The 19,566-nt window shown below is 71.9% G+C and carries 20 protein-coding genes and 2 pseudogenes; 9 read left to right on the top strand and 13 right to left on the bottom strand.

Going from position 1 to position 19,566, the window contains the following annotated elements; all coding sequences use genetic code 11:
- Window positions 1–109 precede the first annotated feature (109 nt).
- The gene (locus tag ACFQUZ_RS02820) at window positions 110–634 is read left to right on the top strand and encodes a hypothetical protein (protein WP_377437273.1); all 525 of its coding nucleotides are present in this window, start codon (window positions 110–112) and stop codon (window positions 632–634) included.
- Window positions 635–805: 171 nt separating this feature from the next.
- Here the strand turns inward: ACFQUZ_RS02820 and ACFQUZ_RS02815 are convergent, their stop codons facing one another.
- The 3 genes and pseudogenes from ACFQUZ_RS02815 to ACFQUZ_RS02805 form a co-directional block, all read right to left on the bottom strand.
- Window positions 806–1,351 carry an HIT family protein gene (locus tag ACFQUZ_RS02815; RefSeq protein ID WP_377437272.1) on the bottom strand — a complete coding sequence of 182 codons (546 nt, stop codon included), beginning with the start codon at window positions 1,349–1,351 and terminating at the stop codon, window positions 806–808.
- Window positions 1,352–1,419: 68 nt separating this feature from the next.
- Window positions 1,420–3,408, bottom strand: a pseudogene (gene thrS, locus ACFQUZ_RS02810) (threonine--tRNA ligase); the annotation flags it as partial.
- Window positions 3,409–3,798: 390 nt separating this feature from the next.
- Window positions 3,799–4,533, bottom strand: coding sequence for a hypothetical protein (locus tag ACFQUZ_RS02805; protein WP_377437271.1), 735 nt, complete (start codon window positions 4,531–4,533; stop codon window positions 3,799–3,801).
- A 176-nt stretch (window positions 4,534–4,709) separates the two neighbouring features.
- On the opposite strand from ACFQUZ_RS02805, the gene ACFQUZ_RS02800 reads away from it, so the two are divergent.
- Window positions 4,710–5,399 (top strand): response regulator transcription factor, encoded by a 690-nt coding sequence (locus ACFQUZ_RS02800; protein ID WP_377437270.1) that lies wholly within the window; start codon window positions 4,710–4,712, stop codon window positions 5,397–5,399.
- A gap of 29 nt (window positions 5,400–5,428) precedes the next feature.
- Window positions 5,429–6,823, top strand: a complete 1,395-nt coding sequence (locus ACFQUZ_RS02795; RefSeq protein WP_377437492.1) for an ATP-binding protein — start codon at window positions 5,429–5,431, stop codon at window positions 6,821–6,823.
- Between the two features lie 416 nt (window positions 6,824–7,239).
- On the opposite strand, the gene ACFQUZ_RS02790 is transcribed toward ACFQUZ_RS02795, so the two are convergent.
- Together ACFQUZ_RS02790 and ACFQUZ_RS02785 are read right to left on the bottom strand one after the other, a co-directional pair.
- Window positions 7,240–8,268, bottom strand: coding sequence for an adenosine deaminase (locus tag ACFQUZ_RS02790; protein WP_377437268.1), 1,029 nt, complete (start codon window positions 8,266–8,268; stop codon window positions 7,240–7,242).
- Window positions 8,269–8,287: 19 nt separating this feature from the next.
- Window positions 8,288–9,124 carry a trans-aconitate 2-methyltransferase gene (locus ACFQUZ_RS02785; RefSeq protein ID WP_377437267.1) on the bottom strand — a complete coding sequence of 279 codons (837 nt, stop codon included), beginning with the start codon at window positions 9,122–9,124 and terminating at the stop codon, window positions 8,288–8,290.
- Between the two features lie 157 nt (window positions 9,125–9,281).
- On the opposite strand from ACFQUZ_RS02785, the pseudogene ACFQUZ_RS02780 reads away from it, so the two are divergent.
- Window positions 9,282–9,464 (top strand): annotated as a pseudogene (locus ACFQUZ_RS02780) (hypothetical protein); the annotation flags it as partial.
- Between the two features lie 239 nt (window positions 9,465–9,703).
- Here the strand turns inward: ACFQUZ_RS02780 and ACFQUZ_RS02775 are convergent.
- From ACFQUZ_RS02775 to ACFQUZ_RS02745, 7 genes are all read right to left on the bottom strand, one after another.
- Window positions 9,704–9,907, bottom strand: coding sequence for a cold-shock protein (locus ACFQUZ_RS02775; RefSeq protein WP_013732668.1), 204 nt, complete (start codon window positions 9,905–9,907; stop codon window positions 9,704–9,706).
- 319 nt (window positions 9,908–10,226) lie between these two features.
- Entirely contained in the window at window positions 10,227–10,499 is a 273-nt protein-coding gene (locus ACFQUZ_RS02770) for a DUF4235 domain-containing protein (protein WP_377437265.1), read from the bottom strand.
- A complete protein-coding gene (locus ACFQUZ_RS02765; protein WP_377437264.1) occupies window positions 10,496–10,843 on the bottom strand; it encodes a DUF3618 domain-containing protein in 348 nt (115 codons plus the stop codon). The genes ACFQUZ_RS02770 and ACFQUZ_RS02765 overlap by 4 nt, the downstream gene beginning before the upstream one ends.
- Window positions 10,840–11,274, bottom strand: coding sequence for a phage holin family protein (locus tag ACFQUZ_RS02760; protein ID WP_377437262.1), 435 nt, complete (start codon window positions 11,272–11,274; stop codon window positions 10,840–10,842). The genes ACFQUZ_RS02765 and ACFQUZ_RS02760 overlap by 4 nt, the downstream gene beginning before the upstream one ends.
- A 164-nt stretch (window positions 11,275–11,438) precedes the next feature.
- Entirely contained in the window at window positions 11,439–12,698 is a 1,260-nt protein-coding gene (locus ACFQUZ_RS02755; RefSeq protein WP_377437261.1) for a mechanosensitive ion channel family protein, read from the bottom strand.
- 110 nt (window positions 12,699–12,808) lie between these two features.
- On the bottom strand, window positions 12,809–13,630 hold the full coding sequence (locus tag ACFQUZ_RS02750; protein ID WP_377437259.1) for a DUF1206 domain-containing protein: 822 nt from the start codon (window positions 13,628–13,630) through the stop codon (window positions 12,809–12,811).
- A gap of 53 nt (window positions 13,631–13,683) precedes the next feature.
- Window positions 13,684–14,100 carry a hypothetical protein gene (locus ACFQUZ_RS02745; protein WP_377437257.1) on the bottom strand — a complete coding sequence of 139 codons (417 nt, stop codon included), beginning with the start codon at window positions 14,098–14,100 and terminating at the stop codon, window positions 13,684–13,686.
- A 110-nt stretch (window positions 14,101–14,210) separates the two neighbouring features.
- Here ACFQUZ_RS02745 and ACFQUZ_RS02740 point away from each other — a divergent pair, with 110 nt between their 5' ends.
- From ACFQUZ_RS02740 to ACFQUZ_RS02730, 3 genes are read left to right on the top strand one after another with little or no spacing between them, the layout of a single operon-like run.
- Entirely contained in the window at window positions 14,211–15,419 is a 1,209-nt protein-coding gene (locus ACFQUZ_RS02740; RefSeq protein WP_377437255.1) for a cysteine desulfurase-like protein, read from the top strand.
- 28 nt (window positions 15,420–15,447) lie between these two features.
- Complete coding sequence (locus ACFQUZ_RS02735; protein ID WP_377437253.1) at window positions 15,448–15,735, top strand: GNAT family N-acetyltransferase; 288 nt, start codon at window positions 15,448–15,450, stop codon at window positions 15,733–15,735.
- A 47-nt stretch (window positions 15,736–15,782) separates the two neighbouring features.
- Entirely contained in the window at window positions 15,783–15,911 is a 129-nt protein-coding gene (locus tag ACFQUZ_RS02730; protein WP_377437251.1) for a hypothetical protein, read from the top strand.
- Between the two features lie 31 nt (window positions 15,912–15,942).
- On the opposite strand, the gene eis is transcribed toward ACFQUZ_RS02730, so the two are convergent.
- The gene (gene eis, locus ACFQUZ_RS02725) at window positions 15,943–17,136 is read right to left on the bottom strand and encodes an enhanced intracellular survival protein Eis (RefSeq protein WP_377437249.1); all 1,194 of its coding nucleotides are present in this window, start codon (window positions 17,134–17,136) and stop codon (window positions 15,943–15,945) included.
- 156 nt (window positions 17,137–17,292) lie between these two features.
- On the opposite strand from eis, the gene ACFQUZ_RS02720 reads away from it, so the two are divergent.
- Complete coding sequence (locus ACFQUZ_RS02720; protein ID WP_377437247.1) at window positions 17,293–18,429, top strand: DICT sensory domain-containing protein; 1,137 nt, start codon at window positions 17,293–17,295, stop codon at window positions 18,427–18,429.
- Window positions 18,430–18,578: 149 nt separating this feature from the next.
- On the top strand, window positions 18,579–19,532 hold the full coding sequence (locus tag ACFQUZ_RS02715; RefSeq protein ID WP_377437245.1) for a TIGR03557 family F420-dependent LLM class oxidoreductase: 954 nt from the start codon (window positions 18,579–18,581) through the stop codon (window positions 19,530–19,532).
- Window positions 19,533–19,566: the final 34 nt, after the last annotated feature.

Here is a 19,566-nt window from a genome sequence, read left to right as displayed (position 1 = left end):
AGTTGATCAAAAGGTTAGCGGGCTTTTCGATCTCTGAATCACCCGCCGACCTCTTGATCAACACTTTTGTCGATGGCGCGGTGGCGCGCGAGCGGGCACGATCATCGCTGTGCGGGCACTCGACGAGACCAACCGGCTCGGTGTGGACATCGGTGGCGTCATCATCCAACCGGCCGACGACGACGCCGACACGTCGTTCTTCGGCGGCAACTACCTGCGTACGCCGCAGATGCCCGGTGCCTTCGACGGGCTCGCCGCGCTCGCCGGGACCTTCGGCGAGCGGATCTGGCTGGTCTCCAAGTGCGGCGAGCAGACCCAACGACGCACTCTGGAGTGGCTCGCCCACCACGACTTCCACCACCAGACCGGCATCCCGCCGGAGCGGGTACGGTTCTGCCGGCACCGGCCCGACAAGGCGCCGATCGCCCGGGATCTCGGGCTTACCCACTTTGTCGACGACCGGCTGGAGGTGCTGTCCTACCTGACCTCCGTGCCGCACCGGTTCCTGTTCCGCCCACGGGACACCGAGGTCGCGGCGCACTCGATCCATCTGCCCGGCGTACACCGGGTGGAAGGCTGGGCGGAGCTGGTGCCGGCGCTCACCGCGGACCCTGCCGGACCACGACCCGGCTGACCCGCGTCCGCCGCCGGACCACGACCCGGACGACCCGGCTGACCCGCGGCCCGCCACCCAACCACTCCCTGATCAACTCGATGTGCGGCACGTCGAGTGGTTGACGCGGTCGCGATCCCGCGACATGCCGCACATCGAGTCGATCAAGGGGCTGCCGAGGGCCGGGCATCGTTAGCCGGTGTGCCAGGCGCCGGCGAGCAGGTCCCGGGTGTCGGCGAGCAACTGCGGCAGCACCTTGGTCTGGCCGATCACCGGCATGAAATTGGCATCCCCGCCCCACCGCGGCACCACGTGCTGGTGCAGGTGAGCGGCGATCCCGGCGCCCGCGACACCGCCCTGGTTCATCCCGATGTTGAACCCGTGCGCGCCACTCACCGAGCGGACCACCGCCATCGCCCGCTGGGTGAGGGCGGCCAGTTCCGCCGTCTCCGGCGCCGTCAGCTCCGTGTAGTCCGCGACGTGCCGGTACGGGCAGATCAGCAGGTGACCGGGGTTGTACGGGTAGAGGTTGAGCACCGCGTACGCCACCTCGCCGCGGGTGACAACCAGGCTGTCCGCCCCGGCTCGGTCGGGCGCCAGGCAGAACGGGCAGCCGGCCGGCTTTTCGTAGCCCTCGGCCGGCCGGTCCTGCCCGGAGATGTACGTCATCCGGTGCGGCGTCCAGAGCCGCTCCAGCCCGTCCGCCAACCCGGTGTCCGGGTGCCGCGCGCCAGTCACGCCGGCGATCCCACGGCGGTCGCCGGACCGGAACCGGCCGAGCCACCAGCCGCCGGACCCGAACCGGCCTGCTCCGCTGACGGACCGGCGTTCGCGCGGGACCGGACGACATCCACCACGTGCGCCACCGCCTCGGCCATCGGCACGCCGTTGCGCTGCGACCCGTCCCGGTAGCGGAAGGACACGGCGCCCGCCGCCACGTCGTCGTCGCCGGCGATCGCCATGAATGGAATCTTCTGCTGCTGCGCCGTACGGATCTTCTTCTGCATCCGGTCGTCGGAGGTGTCGACCTCGGCCCGGATGCCCTCGGCGCGCAACAGCCGGACGAACTCGTGCAGGTGCGCCACGTGCTCCTCGCGGATCGGGATGCCGACCACCTGCACCGGCGACAGCCACGCCGGGAACGCACCGGCGTAGTGCTCGGTGAGCACGCCGAAGAACCGCTCGATCGACCCGAACAGCGCCCGATGGATCATCACGGGCCGCTGCCGGGTGCCATCGGCCGCCTGGTATTCGAGGTCGAACCGCTTCGGGAAGTTGAAGTCGACCTGGATGGTGGACATCTGCCAGGTCCGTCCGATGGCGTCCTTGGCCTGCACGGAGATCTTCGGGCCGTAGAAGGCGGCTCCACCCGGATCGGGCACCAGGTCCAGGCCGGACTCCTCGGCCGCCGATTCCAGCGCCGCCGTGGCGGCCGCCCAGTCCTCGTCGGAGCCGATGAACTTCGGCGAATCGTCGCGGGTGGACAGCTCCAGGTAGAAGTCGTCGAGGCCGTAGTCGCGGAGCAGGTCGAGGACGAACCGCAGCAGCGACTTCAGCTCGTCGGCCATCTGCTCCCGGGTGCAGAAGATGTGCGAGTCGTCCATGGTCAGCCCGCGCACCCGGGTCAGCCCGTGCACCACTCCGGACTTCTCGTACCGGTAGACGGTGCCGAACTCGAACAGCCGCAGCGGCAGCTCCCGGTAGGACCGCCCACGCGCCCGGAAGATCAGGCAGTGCATCGGGCAGTTCATCGCCTTGAGGTAGTAGTCCGCGCCCTCCAGGTGCATGGGCGGGAACATGGTGTCCGCGTAGTACGGCAGGTGCCCGGAGGTCAGGAACAGCTGTTCCTTGGTGATGTGCGGGGTGTTGACGAACTCGTACCCGGCCTGCTCGTGCTTGATCCGCGAGTAGTTCTCCAGCTCACGGCGGATGATCCCGCCCTTCGGGTGGAACACCGCGAGCCCGGACCCGATCTCCTCGGGAAAGCTGAACAGGTCCAGGTCCGCGCCGAGCTTGCGGTGGTCACGGCGGGCCGCCTCCTCCAGCAGTTTCAGGTACGCCTTGAGCGCGTCCCGGGTCGGCCAGGCCGTCCCGTACACCCGCTGGAGTTGGGGGTTCTTCTCCGAACCCCGCCAGTACGCGGCGGCCGAACGCATCAGCTTGAAGGCGCCGATCAGCCGGGTGTTCGGCAGGTGCGGACCGCGGCACAGGTCAGACCAGCAGACCTTGTCCTCGCCGCCGGCCAGGTTGTCGTAGATGGTCAGCTCGCCGCCGCCGACCTCCATCACCTCGGACGAGTCGAGACCGTCGCCCTTGACGTCCACCAACTCCAGCTTGAACGGCTCGGCCGCCAGCTCGGCCCTGGCCTCGTCGAGGCTGGCGAACCGGCGGCGGCGGAACCGCTGGCCGGACTTGACGATCTCCTGCATCCGCTTCTCGAGCTTGGCGAGATCGTCCGGCTGGAACGGGCGGTCGACGGCGAAGTCGTAGTAGAAGCCGTTCTCGATCGGCGGGCCGATGCCGAGCTTCGCCTCGGGAAACAGGTCCTGCACCGCCTGGGCCAGCACGTGCGCGGTCGAGTGTCGCAGCACGGTGAGGCCGTCTGGGGAGTCGACGCTGACCGGCTCGACGGTGGTGTCGGCGGCGGGGACCCAGTCCAGGTCGCGCAACTTCCCGGCGTCCTGGCCGGTGGTCTCCCGCACCACGACGATCGCCTTGGGGCCGGCGCCCGGCAGGCCGGCCGCGCCGACCGCGTCGGCGGCCGTCGTCCCGGCCGGCACGACGATGGGCTCCATCGGCTGGCGGGCGGGCTGTGCTGCGGACACGGAAACTCCTCGGCGGTCGGCGGGCCGGCGCGTCGGCCCAGGCTTCCAGTGATGCTAGTCGGCCGGCGGCTCCTCCCTCGCGTCCCGCCCCCGCTACCGCCGGTCGCCCAGGCCCGCCGGCCACCGCGGCCCGCGGTGCCAACGCCCGCCCGTCGCCGGTCATAGGGGCCCGCGGTGCCCACATTGACCGCCGCCGGCCATAGGGGCCCGCGGTGCCAACGCCCGACCGCCGCCGGTCGTAGCGGCCCGCGGAGCCCGCCGCCGACCATCGTGGCGAGCACTCCCCGCAGCCGGCCGAGATCTTGGACAGTTCCTGTCCAGATACGACGGAAACTGTCCAAGATCTCCGAATGGCTGACCTCAGCCGGGCCGGTCGGCCTGTTGACGACGACGCCGCACGAGCAACAGGTACGCACCGGCCACGGTCGTCGCGACGAGCACTCCCCCGGCGGCGCCGATCGCCGCCCGCCATGGCGTGGGCAGGGCACCGTCGGCCGGCCGCGCCATCACGGTGGCTCCGGACCGGGGGAAGTACTGGTCCATGACGAGTCCGCAGACGGTCCCGGAGATCTCAGCGGTGGTCAACCAGTTGCTCGTCACGACCGCGTACCCCCGGTCGTTCCCGTCCTGGACCGCCAGTTCCACCCGCCCGGTGAAGGGCCGCTCGGGAGGGCCGGGGTACTCCGCGACGATCCAGCACTCGGTGAGCGACCCGGTCGACCGGTAACACGCCTCGCCCCAGTCGCCGTCCGCCGCGCCCGCCCCGGTCACGGCCCGGCATTCCGGCGGATCCGTCACCGACGCCCCGCCGGCCGGTGACGACCCGGCTTCCGGCGAAGCCCGGCCGGACGCCGATGCCACGGGACCGGGTGGTACGGCCGTGGGGCTGGACGGCGGTGGCTGGGGTTGCCGGCCGGCGGCCAACGCACCAGCCGGGTACGCCGCACCAGCCGGGTACGCCGCACCAGCCGGATACACCGCGGCAGCCAGAGCCGTGCCGAGCACTCCGATGACGGCCAGCGGTAATGCCCATAGTCCGCGCGCGGTCGCGTCGCGGCTCCGGCGGGCGGCGGAGTTCCGGGGGGTACGTCCCATACCTGGGTTCACGAGTCGACCGCTGATCGGTGACGCCTGTCGCTCCGGCCGGCGCGCGCGGCACCGGTGACTCGCCGCACCGGTGAGACGCGCGCGACAAGGCCGCACGGACCAGTCACCGCGTGTCCGACCCACCGCGTCGGCGTGCCACTTGCCAGGGCAAGTACCGTCTGGGGGTGGCCACCGTACTGCTGGTCGAGGACGACCACGTCGTCCGCGGCGCGATGTTGCGTTCCCTGGCCGACCGGGGCCATGCGGTGCACGCGGTCGGTACGGCACTGGACGCCCTGCGCCGGGTGGCCGCGGAGACGCCGGACCTGGTGGTGCTGGACCTTGGACTGCCCGATCTGGACGGCGCGGACGCGCTGCGGATGCTCCGGGGCATCACGGACATCCCGATCATCATCGCCACCGCCCGCGACGACGAGCAGGCGATAGTCCGGTTGCTCCGGGCGGGGGCGGACGACTACATGGTGAAGCCGTTCACCGGTGCCCACCTGGATGCCCGGATCACCACTGTGCTGCGCCGCGCTGGGCGGGCGAGTCGATCGGTTCAGCCGGCGGTGCACGCCGTGGGCGGGTTGCGGGTGGACGTTGGCGAGCGGAGCGCCGCGCTGGACGGGGAGCCGTTGGCCCTGACCCGCAAGGAGTTCGACCTGCTCGCCTATCTCGCCGCGCGCCCCGGCCGGGTAGTCTCCCGCCGGGAGCTCTTGGAGGAGGTATGGCGTCAGCCATCGGTCGGCGAGGACCAGACAATCGACGTTCATCTATATTGGTTGCGCCGCAAAATGGGCGAATCCGCAGCGAAGCCCCGCTACCTGCGCACCGTGCGGGGGGTCGGGTTCCGGTTGGTGGTACCCGACTGAGGTTGGCGCTGGCCTACCTCGGCGCGGGCATGACAAGCATCGTCGCCCTCGTCTTCCTCATCCCGCTCGGCCTCACCTGGCAGGGTGACGCCCGGGAGGGGGCGCTGGCCGAGGCGGCTCAACGCAGCTCCGCCATCGCTGGCGCGCTGTCGGTCAGCCAAGACCCGAAGGCGTTCCAGCAGGTGCTCGGGGACGGCGACCCCGCGACCCGTCCGGTGGTGCACGGCCTGGAGACCGGCGGGATCAGCCGGGCCAGCGCGAGCGACGTCGCCCAGGCACGCGCCGGCGACGCGCCGTTGATCGTCGACATCGACGGCGGGGCGCTCCGGCTGGAGCCCGTCGCGATCGGTGACACCACCGCGGTGGTGGAGATCTTCGTCCCGGCCGCCGAACTGGACCGGGGGGCCGGCGGCCGGTGGTTGCTCCTGGTCGGCATCGCGCTGGGCCTGGTGGTGATCTCGGTGGTGGTCGTCGACCGGATCGCCGCCCGGGCCGTCGCGTCGGCGAAGGGTCTGGTGGACGCCGCCCTCGCCGTCGGCGACGGCGATCTGGGGGTACGCGTGCAGCCCAGTGGCCCGCGCGAACTGGCCGAGGCCGGGTACGCGTTCAACCGGATGGCGGACCGGTTGGTGGCATCGCGGACCGACGAACGGGAACTGGTGGCCGATCTGTCCCACCGGCTGCGTACCCCGCTGACCGTGCTCCGACTGGACGCGGACGCGCTGGACTCGGACGACACCAGCGTGGGGTCGTTCTCCGAGGCGGAGCTGGACCGGCGCCGCACCATCCGGCGGATCCGGCAGGCGATCGTCACGCTGGAGGGCGAGATCGATGTTCTGATCAACACGACCCGCAAGACCGTGGCGCAGGAGACCGAACCGGGCATGTGTGACGTCAGCGAGGTGGTTCGGGACCGGATGGTCTTCTGGGCCGCGCTGGCCAGCGATCAGAACCGTACCTACCAGGTGTTCGGCGCCCACCTTCGCATCCCGGTCGCGGTGCCGCGCGCGGAGCTGGCCGCGGCCCTGGACGCGGTGCTCGGCAACGTATTCCGGTACACCCCGCAGGGCACGCCGTTCGAGGTCGCCGTCTCCCGTCGGGACGGCTACGTGGCGATCCGGATCGACGACGGCGGGCCGGGCATCGCGAATCCCGACCGGGCGCTGCGCCGGGGCGCCAGCGACCAGGGCTCCACCGGGCTCGGCCTGGACATCGCCCGGCGGGTGGCCAGGCAGGCCAACGGCTCGGTCAGCATCGCCCGGGCCCGCCTGGGTGGGGCCAGCGTGGTGATGCTGTTGTCCGACGCGGAAGCCGTCCCACGCCAGATCAGCCGCTTCGGCCTGGTCGGCCGGATGGCCCGGGAGCGCGGTGACGCCAACCGCCGACGGTGGCCGCGCGGGCGCGATACCGAGCAGCACGACTGAGAGGTCGCCCAGACAGGGCGCGACCGCTGAGCCCACGGTCAGAGATTCTCGCTCGGCACAAGTCTTCCTTAGGTCTGGCTTAGGGATGGGTCAGCCGGCCCGCCGCGATGGCAAGATGATCAGCAGATCCCAACCCCGCTCCACCGGGCCAAACGCCCCTGAATTCGCGTCCCGGACCGGTTCGGTGGAGTTCAGTGCGCGCGGCGGGACCGGTCCCCCACACGGGTCCCGCCGCGCGCACCCCCACCTCCGGGTGGGGCGGCAGCCCGGTGGGACGCGACGGGCGGCCATCCAGCCTCGGTTCCGGCGGTCACCCGCTCCACCACCAGCAGCGGTGGAGCCGACACACCGCCCCCCGGCGCTGGCCCGGCGCGGCCGCCCGCAGCACCCCGCGCCGGGCCAGCCACGCCGGCCGGTCAGTCAGTCAGCCGCTCCGCCGCGTACGTGTCTATCTCGGCCTCGATTCCAGCCTGCTCCGTGGCGGGCAGGAACGAGGCCCGCACGGCGGCGCGGGCCAACTCCACCACGTCACGGGCACCATGCCCGAGCAGCCGGGCGGCGACGGCGTACTCGTCGTTGAGGGTGGTGCCGAACATCGGCGGGTCATCCGAGTTCACCGTGACGGGTACGCCCGCCGCCATCAGCACCGGCAGCGGATGGTCCTCGATCCGAGCGACCGCGCGGGTGCGGACGTTGGAGGTCGGGCAGACCTCCAGCGGGATCTGGTGCTCGGCCAGGTGCGCCATCAACCGGTCGTCGAGGGCGGCCGAGATGCCGTGCCCGATCCGTTCCGCGCCCAACTCCCGCAGCGCGTCCCAGATGGTTTCGGGACCGGTCGTCTCGCCGGCGTGGGGCACCGACCGCAGCCCCGCGGCTCGCGCCTTGTCGAAGTACGGCTTGAACTGCGGCCGGGGCACGCCCAACTCGGGCCCGCCCAGCCCGAAGCTGACCAGGCCGTCGGGCCGGTGCTCCAGCGCGACGCGCAGGGTCTCCTCGGCCGCCGGCAGTCCCGCCTCGCCGGGGATGTCGAAGCACCAGCGCACCTGGATGCCGAAGTCGGTGGCGGCACTCCGGCGGGCGTCCTCGATCGCGGCGCAGAACTCCTCGGCGGCGATGCCCCGGCTCACGTGCGAGTACGGGGTGACGGTCAACTCGGCGTAGCGGACCTGCTGCCGGGCCAGGTCGCGGGCCACTTCGTAGGTCAGCAGCCGGACGTCCTCGGCGTCGCGGATCAGATCCACCACGCTCAGGTAGATCTCGATGAAGTGGGCGAAGTCCCGGAACGCGAAGTAGTCCACAAGCGCGGCCGGGTCGGCCGGCACCGGTGTCCGGCCTTCGTGCCGGGCCGCCAGTTCGGCGACGATGCGCGGTGAGGCGGAGCCCACGTGGTGCACGTGCAGTTCCACCTTGGGCAGGCCGGCGATGAAGGCCGACAGGTCGATCACGGATTCTCCTCTCGGTTGGTCACGGCTGCCGCGGCTGGTGCGGGTCCGACCCGCGCGGGACCGAACCGGCGGGTGCCGCCGTCGCGGCACCGGTGCGGGCGACGAAGAAGATGCGGCGGAACGGGAACTGCACCCGGCCGGACCGGACCGGATAGGCCGCCGCCAGCGCATGGCCCAGTTCGGTATGGAATGCCGCCCAGTCGGACCCATCGCCAAGCACCGCCCGCACCGGCCGCAGGGCGGTGCCCTCCATCCAGGCGAGTACCGGGTGGACGTCACCGGCCGGCAACAGGTGCATATAGGTAGTCTCCCAGGCGTCCACCGCACACCCCGCACCGGTCAACACGCTCGCGTAGCCGGCGGGTGAGGACACCGGATCGGCCCTCAGCCGGGGAGCGACCCGGTCGCGCCACCGAGGGCGGGCCGCCACCTCGCGCAGCGCACGGTGCGACGGCGCGTCGAAGTTGCCGGGCACCTGCACCGCGATCCAGGCGCCCGGCGGCAGGTCCCTGAGCCAGGTCCGGAGCAGTTCCTCGTGCCCGGGCAACCACTGCAAGAGGGCGTTGGCCACGACGACATCGGTGTCCGGGCCGGGCCGCCAGGACCGTGCGTCGGCCACCTCGAAGGTCACGGGTGAGCCGAGCCGCCCCGCTCGCGCGATCATCTCGGGCGAGCTGTCCAGCCCGACGATTCGCGCGTCCGGCCAGCGGCGGGCCAGGGTGGCGGTCTGGTTGCCAGGTCCGCAGCCCAGGTCGACCACCTGTCGGGGGCGCTCGGCGCCGACCCGTGCGATCAGGTCGTGAAACGGGCGGGACCGCTCGTCGTCATACCGGAGATAGGTGCTCGGATCCCACATGGCAACTCCAAAAACCGTACGTACGTCTTGGTATAGACTAAGGGCCCGCCCACCCACCCGCAACGACGGGACACTGACGAACGCTGTGCGTTAATAGGGGGCCTTCCGTGCGGGACCGGCGTCCCGGTCCGCGCCCGCAGGCCATGAGGAGGACGTGATGAAGGGGTGGCTCACCCTGGCCCTGGGACTGCTGGCGCTGGTCAGCGGCGCGCTGTGGACCTTACAGGGACTCGGCTACGTGGGCGGCAGCGTGATGACCGGGAACCGGCTCTGGGCGTACGTCGGACCGGTCGTCGGCCTGGCCGGGTTGGTCCTGCTCCGGATCGGCCTCCGCCGGCGCGCCCACAACCGCCCCGTGCCGGCCGGAACGGCGTCGACTCCGGAGCCGGCGCCCGACCCCGACCAATCCCGTTGATCAAGAGGTTCGCGTCATGAATCGGCCCAAGGATGACGCGGATCTCTTGATCAACAAGGTGGGGATGGGGAGGCCGGACAAGCAACAGGCCCCGCGTCCCGGGTGGGACGTGGGGCCTGGTCGCTCGGTGTCTGGCGCCCGGCGGGCGCTGCCGAAACCTCGGCTCAGAGGGGGCGGACCTGCTCGGCCTGCGGACCCTTCTGACCCTGGGCGATCTCGAACTCCACCCGCTGGTTCTCCTCCAGCGTGCGGTAGCCGCTGGACTGGATGGCCGAGAAGTGGACGAACACGTCAGCACCCCCGCCGTCGACGGTGATGAAGCCGAAGCCCTTGTCTGCGTTGAACCACTTCACGGTTCCCTGCGCCATGTGTATCTCCTTCTGAAACTGGCGGCCAAGCACGCCGTGCGGCCGGTTGGCCGTTTCGAGCAAGCGGCGCTTGAGGCGGCCCCCGCGAAGGAGGACATCTCTCAACCACGCTGTCTCGCTACAGCGTGGAACAGCAAACCACGTACGCAAAACTTCGCATAGCCTACCGGAGGAAATTCTCCGACATGTGACCTGACCGATCACCTGTCGGATCCTCCTCGAACGAGGAAGGGCGCCGCCCCACCACGTCGTTGTGGTGGGGCGGCGCCCTTCCCGCCCCGGTTACCCGCTTCGTGGACCGCTCCCGCCGCCCGGCCGGTCAGCCCGGCCAGTTGCCGGTGAACCGGCGAACGCCGACGGCGCCGCCCCGGTCGACCGCGGCCCTGACCACCGAGAAGATCGCCCCCTGGAGAGCGGCTGCGGCCAGGATCTCGCCCCAACCACGGTGCTCGTCGGTAGGGTCCGGCGCGTCGTCCTCCCCGGCGGCCATCTTCCACGCCTGCTTGAACAGCGCGCCCGCGACGGCACCGGCCGCCATCCCGAGCAGCAGACCGACCGGCCGGTACGCGGCCTTGTTGAACGACTTGCTCACCTGCGCCTCCCTCGCACCACCAGAATCACCGCCACCACGGTCAGCACCCCGGCCGCCACCGCCGCCCACGGCACCGGATCACGGCGGACCCGCTGCGCGGTCTGCCCGGCCTGCAGGCGTACCGTCCCGGCGGTGTGCCCCGCCTGTCGACGGACCCGGTCGGCACGCTGGGCGGCCTGTTCGCGTACCCGAGCCTTGGTCTGCGCCGCCGACTCCTTGAGGCGGGCCTTGACGTCAGCCTTCGCGGTCAGGGCCTGGACCGTCTCACCGAGGTCGGCCCGGGTCCGCTGGATCTCCGCGCGCAGCGCCTCGGTGTCCTGCTGCTTGCCGTTGCTGCTGGTCACGACCGCCTCCCGTCCTTGACCGCGGCGGCCACCACGTTCACGTCCGCGCGCAGGCTGTCCGCCGCCGCCGACGGCACCGGCGGCACCGCCTGGGAGACCTGCTTCTTTCCGGCCAGGGCCAGGATCCCTGCCACTCCGAACAGCATCACGGCGACGATCAACGCGGCCAGCCAGGCCGGCACCGCCAACGCCAACGCCAGGATCGCCGCGGTGACCAGAGCGCCCAGGCCGTACAGCGCGAGCACCCCGCCCCCGCCGAAGAGGCCAACACCAATACCCGCGTGCTTGCCCTTCTCGGCCAGCTCCGCCTTCGCCAATGCCAGTTCGTCCCGGATCAGCGTCGAGATCTGCTCGGTCGCCCGTTGCACCAGTTCGGCGGTGGACTGTTCGGCGACCGGGCGGGCTCGGCCACCGTCGACGACGTCCGCCATGATGCCCTCCTTTCCACGTCCACGGGCTGTATGCCCCGGGTTGGTGTCGGTCAATCCTGACCGGAGGGACCGGTCCGGACAGCCGGAACCCGGGAATTGAGCCAGCGGGCGGGGGCGGGGACCGACGGTCGCGGCGAAACGGCCGAAGGGCTCTGACGCGGGTCCTACGGCCGGCCCGCCGCCGATCGGACCGGCTCCTCCTGATCAACCGGTTCCTCCTGGTTGACCGGCTCGTCCGGGCCGACGAAGACGTTGCTCCGAGCGTCGCCGTCGTCGCTGCCCCCGAACACCCGGGCGTCGTCGGGCATGTCGCCGTCGACCGGGGCGGTCGCCGGGCGGCGGCTGGCCGGACGTCGGGGGTGCACCCACTGCCAGGGCAGTTGGCCGGCGGCGTCGCCGAGTTCGGTACGTACGCGGGGCATCGCGACCGGCCGCTGGTCGCGGATCCAGGCCACCAGGTGCTCGCGGACCAGGCAGCGCAGGTCCCACAGGCTGCCGGAGTTGGCGGCGCTGACCAATGCCCGGACCCGGACGCTGCCTCCGGTGGCGTCGGTCACCTGGAGCACGCAGACCCGGCCGTCCCACAACTCGGTGCCCTCCACCAGGCGGCGCAGTTCCTCCCGCATCGCCTGCACCGGAACGGCCCAGTCGACGTCGAACTCGGCGGTGCCCAGCACCGCCGACTGGGTCCGGGTCCAGTTCTGGAACGGGGTGGTGGTGAAGTACGAGGTCGGCAGCACCAGCCGGCGGTCGTCCCAGATGTGCACGACCACGTAGCTCAGGGTGAGTTCCTCGATCCGGCCCCACTCGCCGTCGACCACCACCACGTCGTCCAGGCGCACCGCGTCGCTGAACGCGAGCTGCAACCCGGCGAACACGTTGCCGAGCACGCTCTGCGCGGCCAGGGCGGCGACCGCACCGATGACACCGGCGGAGGCCAGCACGCTCGCCCCGATCCCGCGCACCGATGGGAAGGTCATCAGCATCACGCCGATGGCGAGCACCACGATGACCGCGATGGTGAGCCGGCGCAGCAGGTTGACCTGCGTCCGGATCCGCCGGGCGTGGCGGTTGTCCGGTACGTCCATCCGGAACCTGGCCAGCGCCATGTCCTCGACGACCAGCAGCAGGGCGGCGACCAGCCAGGCGAACGTGCCGATCACGAACAACACCAGGACGTGCAGGAGATTCTGCCGCCAGCCGGTGCCCGTGGCGTACTGGGCCGTGGCGATCCGCACCGCGAGCTGCACCGCGAACACGGTGGCCACCACCTGGAACGGGCGGTGGGCGTGGTCGGCGAGTTCCCGCAGCAGCAACGACCGGTGGCCGAGGCGGCGGGTCACCCGGTGCGTGACCTGGACTACGGCGAGGGCGATGACCGCGGCGCCGGCCGCGGCCACGAGGGTCCAAACGATGGGGTGCACGGCGCTGGCGACTCCTCACACAAAAGCGCTGCAAACACAGAAGCGCTACGGGCGGTCGGGCAAAACCCCAAGGTTGCCCGACATCACCCGTAGCGTCCAGGTTGGCCCCGTCACACCTTCCGGTAGCGGGACTGGATGATGCAGTACGCCGCGAAGGCGGCCAGGCCCAGCGCCATCAGCACGAGGATGACCTGCCCGTACGGCTGGTCCCGCAGCGTCCGCAGCGCGGCGTCCAGGCCCCGTGCCTTGTTCGGGTCGTACGTCACGGCGGCGACGACGACGAGCAGCCCGGCGACCCCGTACACGGAGCCCTTGGCGGTGTAGCCGGCCATGCCGAGTCGCTGGCTGAGCTGCCGGGTCTTCGCCGACATCCGTCCCGTGTGCAGGTGCTTCAGGAACTTCTTCTTGATTCCGTAGACGACCATGCCGATGCCGAGCGCGGCCAGGCCCACGCCGGCCAGCCCGACCAGCCACCGGCCGCCCGTCGACGACATCATCTGCTCGGACCACTGCTGCTGGCTGTCGGCCGAGGAGGAGTTGGCGTCGCTGAAGACCTTGTACGCCGTGTAGGCGAAGTAGGAGTACATGACCGTGCGACCGACCGAGGCGAGCCGCTCCAGGGTGCGGGACCTGCCGCGCTCCTGCCGGTGCCCGAAGGCGGCCTCCAGCGCCTGCCACAGCGCCATGGCGGCGAGTCCGATGGCGACCGCGACCAGCAGCGTCTTGCCGAGCGGTTGCTTGGCCAGGGTCTGCATCGCCCCGGACTGGTCGCCCTCCTGGTTGGCGTTGCCGAACGCGATCTGCAGAGCCAACCAGGCGAGCAACAGATGAACGAGCCCGTAGCCGATGAAACCGGCGCGGGCGAGGGCCTCCAGCGGCTTGCTGTCCGCGGCCCGGGAAGCGGTGGATTGCGCACCGTGGGTGACTGACATGGTTCCGTCAGTCTCCGATTGTGGTGATCTCTAAACGTCCCGGGCCGGGACTGTCACGAACTGCGGGTACGCCCGATCCGTACCACGGCCTGCTGGTCGTTTACCGCCTCCAGCGAGACGAACATGCCGCCCACCTCGACCGCCTGCTGGTCCACCGAGAGGCTGAGCTGTTCACCGGCCACCTCCACGGTGACCGTGTCGGCGTCGGCACCGACCAGCTTGGCGTCCACGCCGAGGACGCTGGTCTCGGCCTCCACGCCGCGGTCGAAGGTGACGAGACAGTGGTCGAGCCCGCAGTCGGTCTCGGTGTTCTGGCCGCCGCATCCGACGAGCGCGGTGAGGCCGAGAGCGGCGACGACGAACACGGTGGCGAGGCGACGGGGGCGGCGGGCGGCGGCAGTTCCGCGACCGGGGGTGACGGAACCGGAGGGCTGACGGCCGGGCACCGGGGGGTGGAGGCGTCGGATCATCGGCCAAGAGTACGCGGGCCACGCCACATCGAAAATCAAGAGCGGCGGCTGAGCCGACGATCAACGAGACGGCGGAGCGGCGATCAGCGGAGGCACCGTAGGGTGCCATGATGACCTTCGACATCGCCCGGGTGCGGGCCGGCTATCCCGCCCTCGCCGAGGGCTTCGTCCACTTCGACGGCGCCGCCGGGACCCAGGTGGCCGCGTCGGTAGCCGACGCCGTCGCGACCACCATGCGTACCGCCGTCGCCAACCGCAGCGGAGCGTTCGAGCCGGGCCGACGGGCGTACCGGATCGTCGACGCCGCCCGCGCGGCGGTGGCCGACCTGGTCGGCGCCGCCCCGACCGGGGTGGTGCTGGGACCCAGCGCCACCGCGCTCACCTGGACCGTTGCCCGCGCCCTCGCCCAGGACTGGCGGGCCGGCGACGAGGTGGTGGTCTCCCGGCTGGACCACGACGCAAACGTGCGGCCGTGGGTGCGCCTCGCGGCCGAGGTCGGCGCCACCGTGCGCTGGGCCGAGTTCGACCCGGACACCGGCGAACTGCCGACGGCGCAGTACCGCGACCTGGTGGGCGAGCGGACCCGGCTGGTCGCCGTGACCGCCGCCAGCAACGCGATCGGCACGCGCCCCGACCTTCCCGCGATCGCCGCGACCGCGCACGCCGCCGACGCCCTGGTGTACGTCGACGGGGTGCACGCCACCCCGCACGGGGTCACCGACATGACGGCGCTGGGTGCCGACTTCTACGTCACCAGCGCGTACAAGTGGTCCGGGCCGCACCTGGCCGCCGTGGCCGCCGACCCGGCGCGCTGGGCCCCGCTACGCCCCGCGAAACTTATCCCGGCGCCGGACGACGTACCGGACCGGTTCGAGGCCGGTACGCCAAGTTTCGCGTCGCTGGCGGGCGTCACGGCGGCCGTCGACCACCTCGCGAGCCTCACCGGCGAGGACGCAGACGGTGACCGGCGGGAACGGCTACGGGTCGGCCTCGCCGCGGCCGCGGCACACGAGGAGGCCCTGCTCGACCGGCTGCTGACCGGGCTGGAGAAGCTGCCCGCGGTCCGGGTCCTCGCCGCGCCGCCGGGCCGCTGCCCCACCGTGTCGTTCCGGATCGACGGGCAGGCACCCGCGCGCACCGCCGCGGCCCTCGGCGACCGCGGGATCTGCCTGTCCGCCGGCGACTACTACGCGTACGAGTACTTCGCGGCGATGGGGCTGCGGGACAGTGGCGGCGCGGTGCGGGCCAGCGTCTACCACTACAACACGGTGGACGAGGTCGACCTGCTGCTAACCGAACTGGACCGACTGGCCGGGTGATCCCCGGCGCTTCCCTACACTTGGCCGGATGAGCGTGATGGTCGAGGACAACCCCGCCCGCAACCGGTTCGAGATCCTGGTGGACGGCGGGCTGGCCGGCTTCGCCGCCTACCGGCAACGCCCAGGCGTGGTGATCTTCACGCACACCGAGGTGGATTCCGCGTACGAGGGCAAGGGAGTGGGCAGCGCGCTGGCCAGGAGCGCCCTCGACCAGGTCCGGACGCGAGGTGATCGGGTGGTGGCGCGCTGCCCGTTCATCGCCGGATACGTCGAGCGCCACCCGGAATACCGGGACCTGCTTGTCGAACCCGAGTGACGCCGGTGGTGCGTGCTCCCGGCGCCGGTCCGTGGCAGAGTGCGGACATGGACCCGACCCGGCTCGCCGCGGACACCAGTTGGTACGACATCCCCGGGGTCCGGGTGGTCGGCGCGATCGCGGGCGCGTTGTTCCTGGTCGCGGCGATCCGGTCGATGTTCGGCAAGGGGAAGTAGGCGGGCCGCCCGCGCGTCGACGTGTTCGTGCTCAGAAGTAGTCGAGCAGTTGCGCCCGGCCGCCACTGGCCAGCAGGTCCAGGGCCGTCGGGTCGGCACCGCCACGGGTGTCCAGCAGGCCCGCCTCCACCAGCGCCGGCGCGCCGGCCGCCGCCGTGTAGAGCGCGGCGAACCCGCGTACCGTCAGCCGCAGGTCGGCGTCGTCACCGCCGCGCGTCAGCACGGCCCGCCCATCGGCCACCTCCAGCCGCCAGGTGCCGGAGTTCCACGGCGCGTGCGGGTCGTCCAGGACGAAGTCCACCCGCCCTCGCACCGATCCCGGCCAGCCCCGCGACTCGACCGCGCGGACGACGTCCACCGGCCGGTGCATCCACGGCTGCCGGGCGTGTTCCCGGACGGCGGACAGCGGCAACCTGGCGGTGACGGCGTCGAAGTCCGGTTCCGGTAGCCGCACCGTGGGAGCGACGCTCTGCCAGCTCGCCAGGCCGCCGATCAGTTCGGCCGCGGCCGCAGGGGTGACTGTCACCAGGTCCTCGATGGTCAGTACGGCGTTCGCGTCGTAACCGGAGCCCCGGTCCCAGAGCGCGTAGCCCAGCAACCGGCCGTCGTCCTCCACCAGGGTGAGGCCGTCGGCCGGCAGTTCCTCGCCGGCCCAGTGGTCATCGAAGCGGCCACCCTCGCGGCTGAGCAGCCCACACCGGTGCTGGGCATAGTCCCGGTAGAGGGCCGCCGCCGCCGGCAGGTCGGCCGTGGTGCCGGGCCGCACCGTCAGCGTCGCCGCCGGCCGGTGGCGGGGCAGCGCCGCGGTGGCCACGTTGACGGTACGCAGCGTGCCGCACACCTCCCAGCCGGCGGCGCGGTACGGCGCCGCCACGGTGGGGAACAGGGCGCTGATCGCGGCGCCCCGGTCGCGCGCCCCGCGCAGCACCGCGGTGAGCAACGTGCGGGCGAGGCCCCGGCCGCGCGCCTCCGGCAGCACCGCCACCCCGGCGATGTCCGCGGCGGGCACCCGGTGACCGGACCACCACTGCTCGTCGTGCAGGTCCACGGCCTTGCCGAGCAGCGTGCCGGCGGCGTCGAAGGCGCCGTAGCGGGTCATCCGCGGCCACAGCTTGAGGGCGTACGGGGGCGGCTCGGGCGGCCCACCGAACGCCAGCCGACCCAGTTGCCAGCCGGCCGGCAGGTCGTCCTCGGCCATTTCCCGTACCTCGATCGCATCATGCATTGGCGCGATCGTAGTGCGGCCGGCGAGCCCCGCCACCGGCTTTACCGGCTCCGCGTTTCCGCCTGCCGGGGCGGCGAAGGCGCGGCCCCGCCGTGTGGATCATCCCACGGTGGGACAGTCGGGCCACCGGTACCGGTGAGGGCTAGGCTTCGGCGGGTGCAGGACAGCGGACACGACATCGAGCGGCTCACCAAGCGAACCCTGGTGGGGGTGTCGCACGCGATCGAACGGGCGGCGCTGGCGGCCGCCGAGGACGGGCCCCTGGTGGTGCTCGCCCTGTTCCAGCGGTTGCCCTACTTCGAACGGGAGCGGGCGGTCTACGAGCGGATCGCCGGCCGGGCGGCGCTGACGGTCATCGGGCTGGTGGACGACCACTCACCGGCGTTGCCCGACGGCGCGTGCGCGGTGACGCTGGATGGCGGCGAGGACCTGGCTCGGGAGTGGACCGTGGTGGCGCTCACGCCGCGCTTCGGAGCGGCCCTGGTGGCGTACGACCGGGAGGAGGTAACCCCGACGGCGCGGACGCTGGAGTCGGGCCGGCTGTTCGACGGTTGGTGGCGGTTCCGTCGGGACGACGCCCTGCACGAGACGATCCGGCTGCGCGAGCGGCTGGCCGACCGGCTGCCACCAGCGGCCGTCGCCGCCCTCGATTCGGTGCTGGGCCGGGTGCGGGACCTGCCGGCCACCCCCGGCGAAACCCGCACCGAGGCGGCGATGCGGCTCCTGGTCGAGCGCCTGGACCGGGCCAACGCGCGGGACGACGAGTTGCGTCACCACCTGGAGGCGGCGCGCCGACCGGCCGCCGAGGCCGGCTTGGCGGCGGGCCTCGCCGACGAGGCAGTGGTCCGCAGGTGGGCCGGCTTCGAGGGGACCACGGCCTCCGGCACGCTGCCAGTGGCCCTCATCGGGGTCCGGATCGCCGAGCCGCCCAGCACGCCAGAGCGGCTGGCTCGACGCAGCGCGGCACGGGAGTTGCAGGCGATGGTGGCGGCCATCAGTGCCGGACTGCGCCCCGTCGACCGGGTGACCCGGCTGGCTGACAACGAGTTCCTGCTCGTCATGCCGACCCTGTCGGCCGACGACGCCCTGGCCGTGGCCTACCGGATCGGCACGGACCTGGGCAACCTCTCGTCGACGTACCCGTTCGTGCCGTTCTCCGGAACCGCGGTTGTCACCGTGACCCGACGCCGGCCGCTGCCGGTCGATGAGATCCGGCGGGCGTTGGACTGGGCGGTCGAGCAGGGCGTTCCGGTGGCCACCCTGCCCCGGGAGGACACCCCCTCCCCCGCCTGAACCCTCTCCCCGCACGCCACCGGGTGACATCGCCGAAACGGACAACTGCCCGCGAGTCTGGCTCGGCGCCGCGGCGAAGGCCACCGGCATGACGATCCCGCGACGGGGTACCGCTGTGCGCATACGCCACGCATCGCGAGGGAGAGAACATGCGCATCGGATACTTCCTGTCCAGCGAGGAGTACACCCCGGACGAACTGTTGGCGCAGGCGCGCGGCGCCGAGAAGGCGGGCTTCGAGGGGCTGTGGATCTCCGACCACTACCACCCTTGGGTGGACGCGCAGGGGGAGAGCCCGTTCGTGTGGTCCACCATCGGGGCGCTCAGCCAGGTCTGTTCGCTCCCGGTGACCACCGCCGTGACCTGCCCGACGGTACGGATCCACCCTGCGGTGATCGCCCAGGCGGCGGCGACCAGCGCGGTGTTGCTCGACGGTCGGTTCGTGCTCGGCGTCGGCACCGGGGAGGCGCTCAACGAGCACATCTTCGGCGACGCCTGGCCCAGCGCCGACGTCCGACTGGAGATGTTGGAGGAGGCCGTCGAGGTCATGCGCGAGTTGTGGCGGGGCGGCTTCGTGGAACACCGCGGCCGGCACTACACCGTGGAGAACGCGCGGATCTACACCCGGCCGGAAACGCCGCCTCCGGTGTACGTCTCCGGGTTCGGTCCCAAGGCCACCGACCTGGCCGCCCGCATCGGGGACGGCTATGTCAGCACGATGCCCGACGGCGACCTGGTCCGGCGGTTCCGCGAGGGTGGGGGCGGCGACAAGCCGTGCCAGGCCGGTTTCAAGGCGGCGTTCGCGGCGGACGAGGACGCCGGTGCCGACATCGCGTACGAGAAGTGGCCGAACGCCGGTGTGCCGGGTGAGTTGTCCCAGGTGCTTCCGTCGCCCCGGCACTTCGAGCAGGCGGCGCAGAACGTGACAAAGGATCAGGTCCGGTCGGCATTCGTCTGCGGCAACGACCCGAAGGCCCACCTGGAAATGATCGACAGGTACGCACAGGCCGGGTTCGACGAGGTCTATGTGGCCAACACCGGGCCGCACTGGCAGGGCCTGTTCGACCTGTACGCCGACGAGGTCCTGCCCCGGCTGCGCCGCTGACGCCCGGCCGCTCCCGTCGGCCGTCAGCCGTCGA

This window comes from Plantactinospora sp. GCM10030261, from assembly GCF_042666615.1.
GTDB lineage: Bacteria > Actinomycetota > Actinomycetes > Mycobacteriales > Micromonosporaceae > KBS50.
The sequence above is the reverse complement of the archived record's forward strand: the minus strand, read 5'-3'. Positions and strand labels throughout refer to the sequence as shown.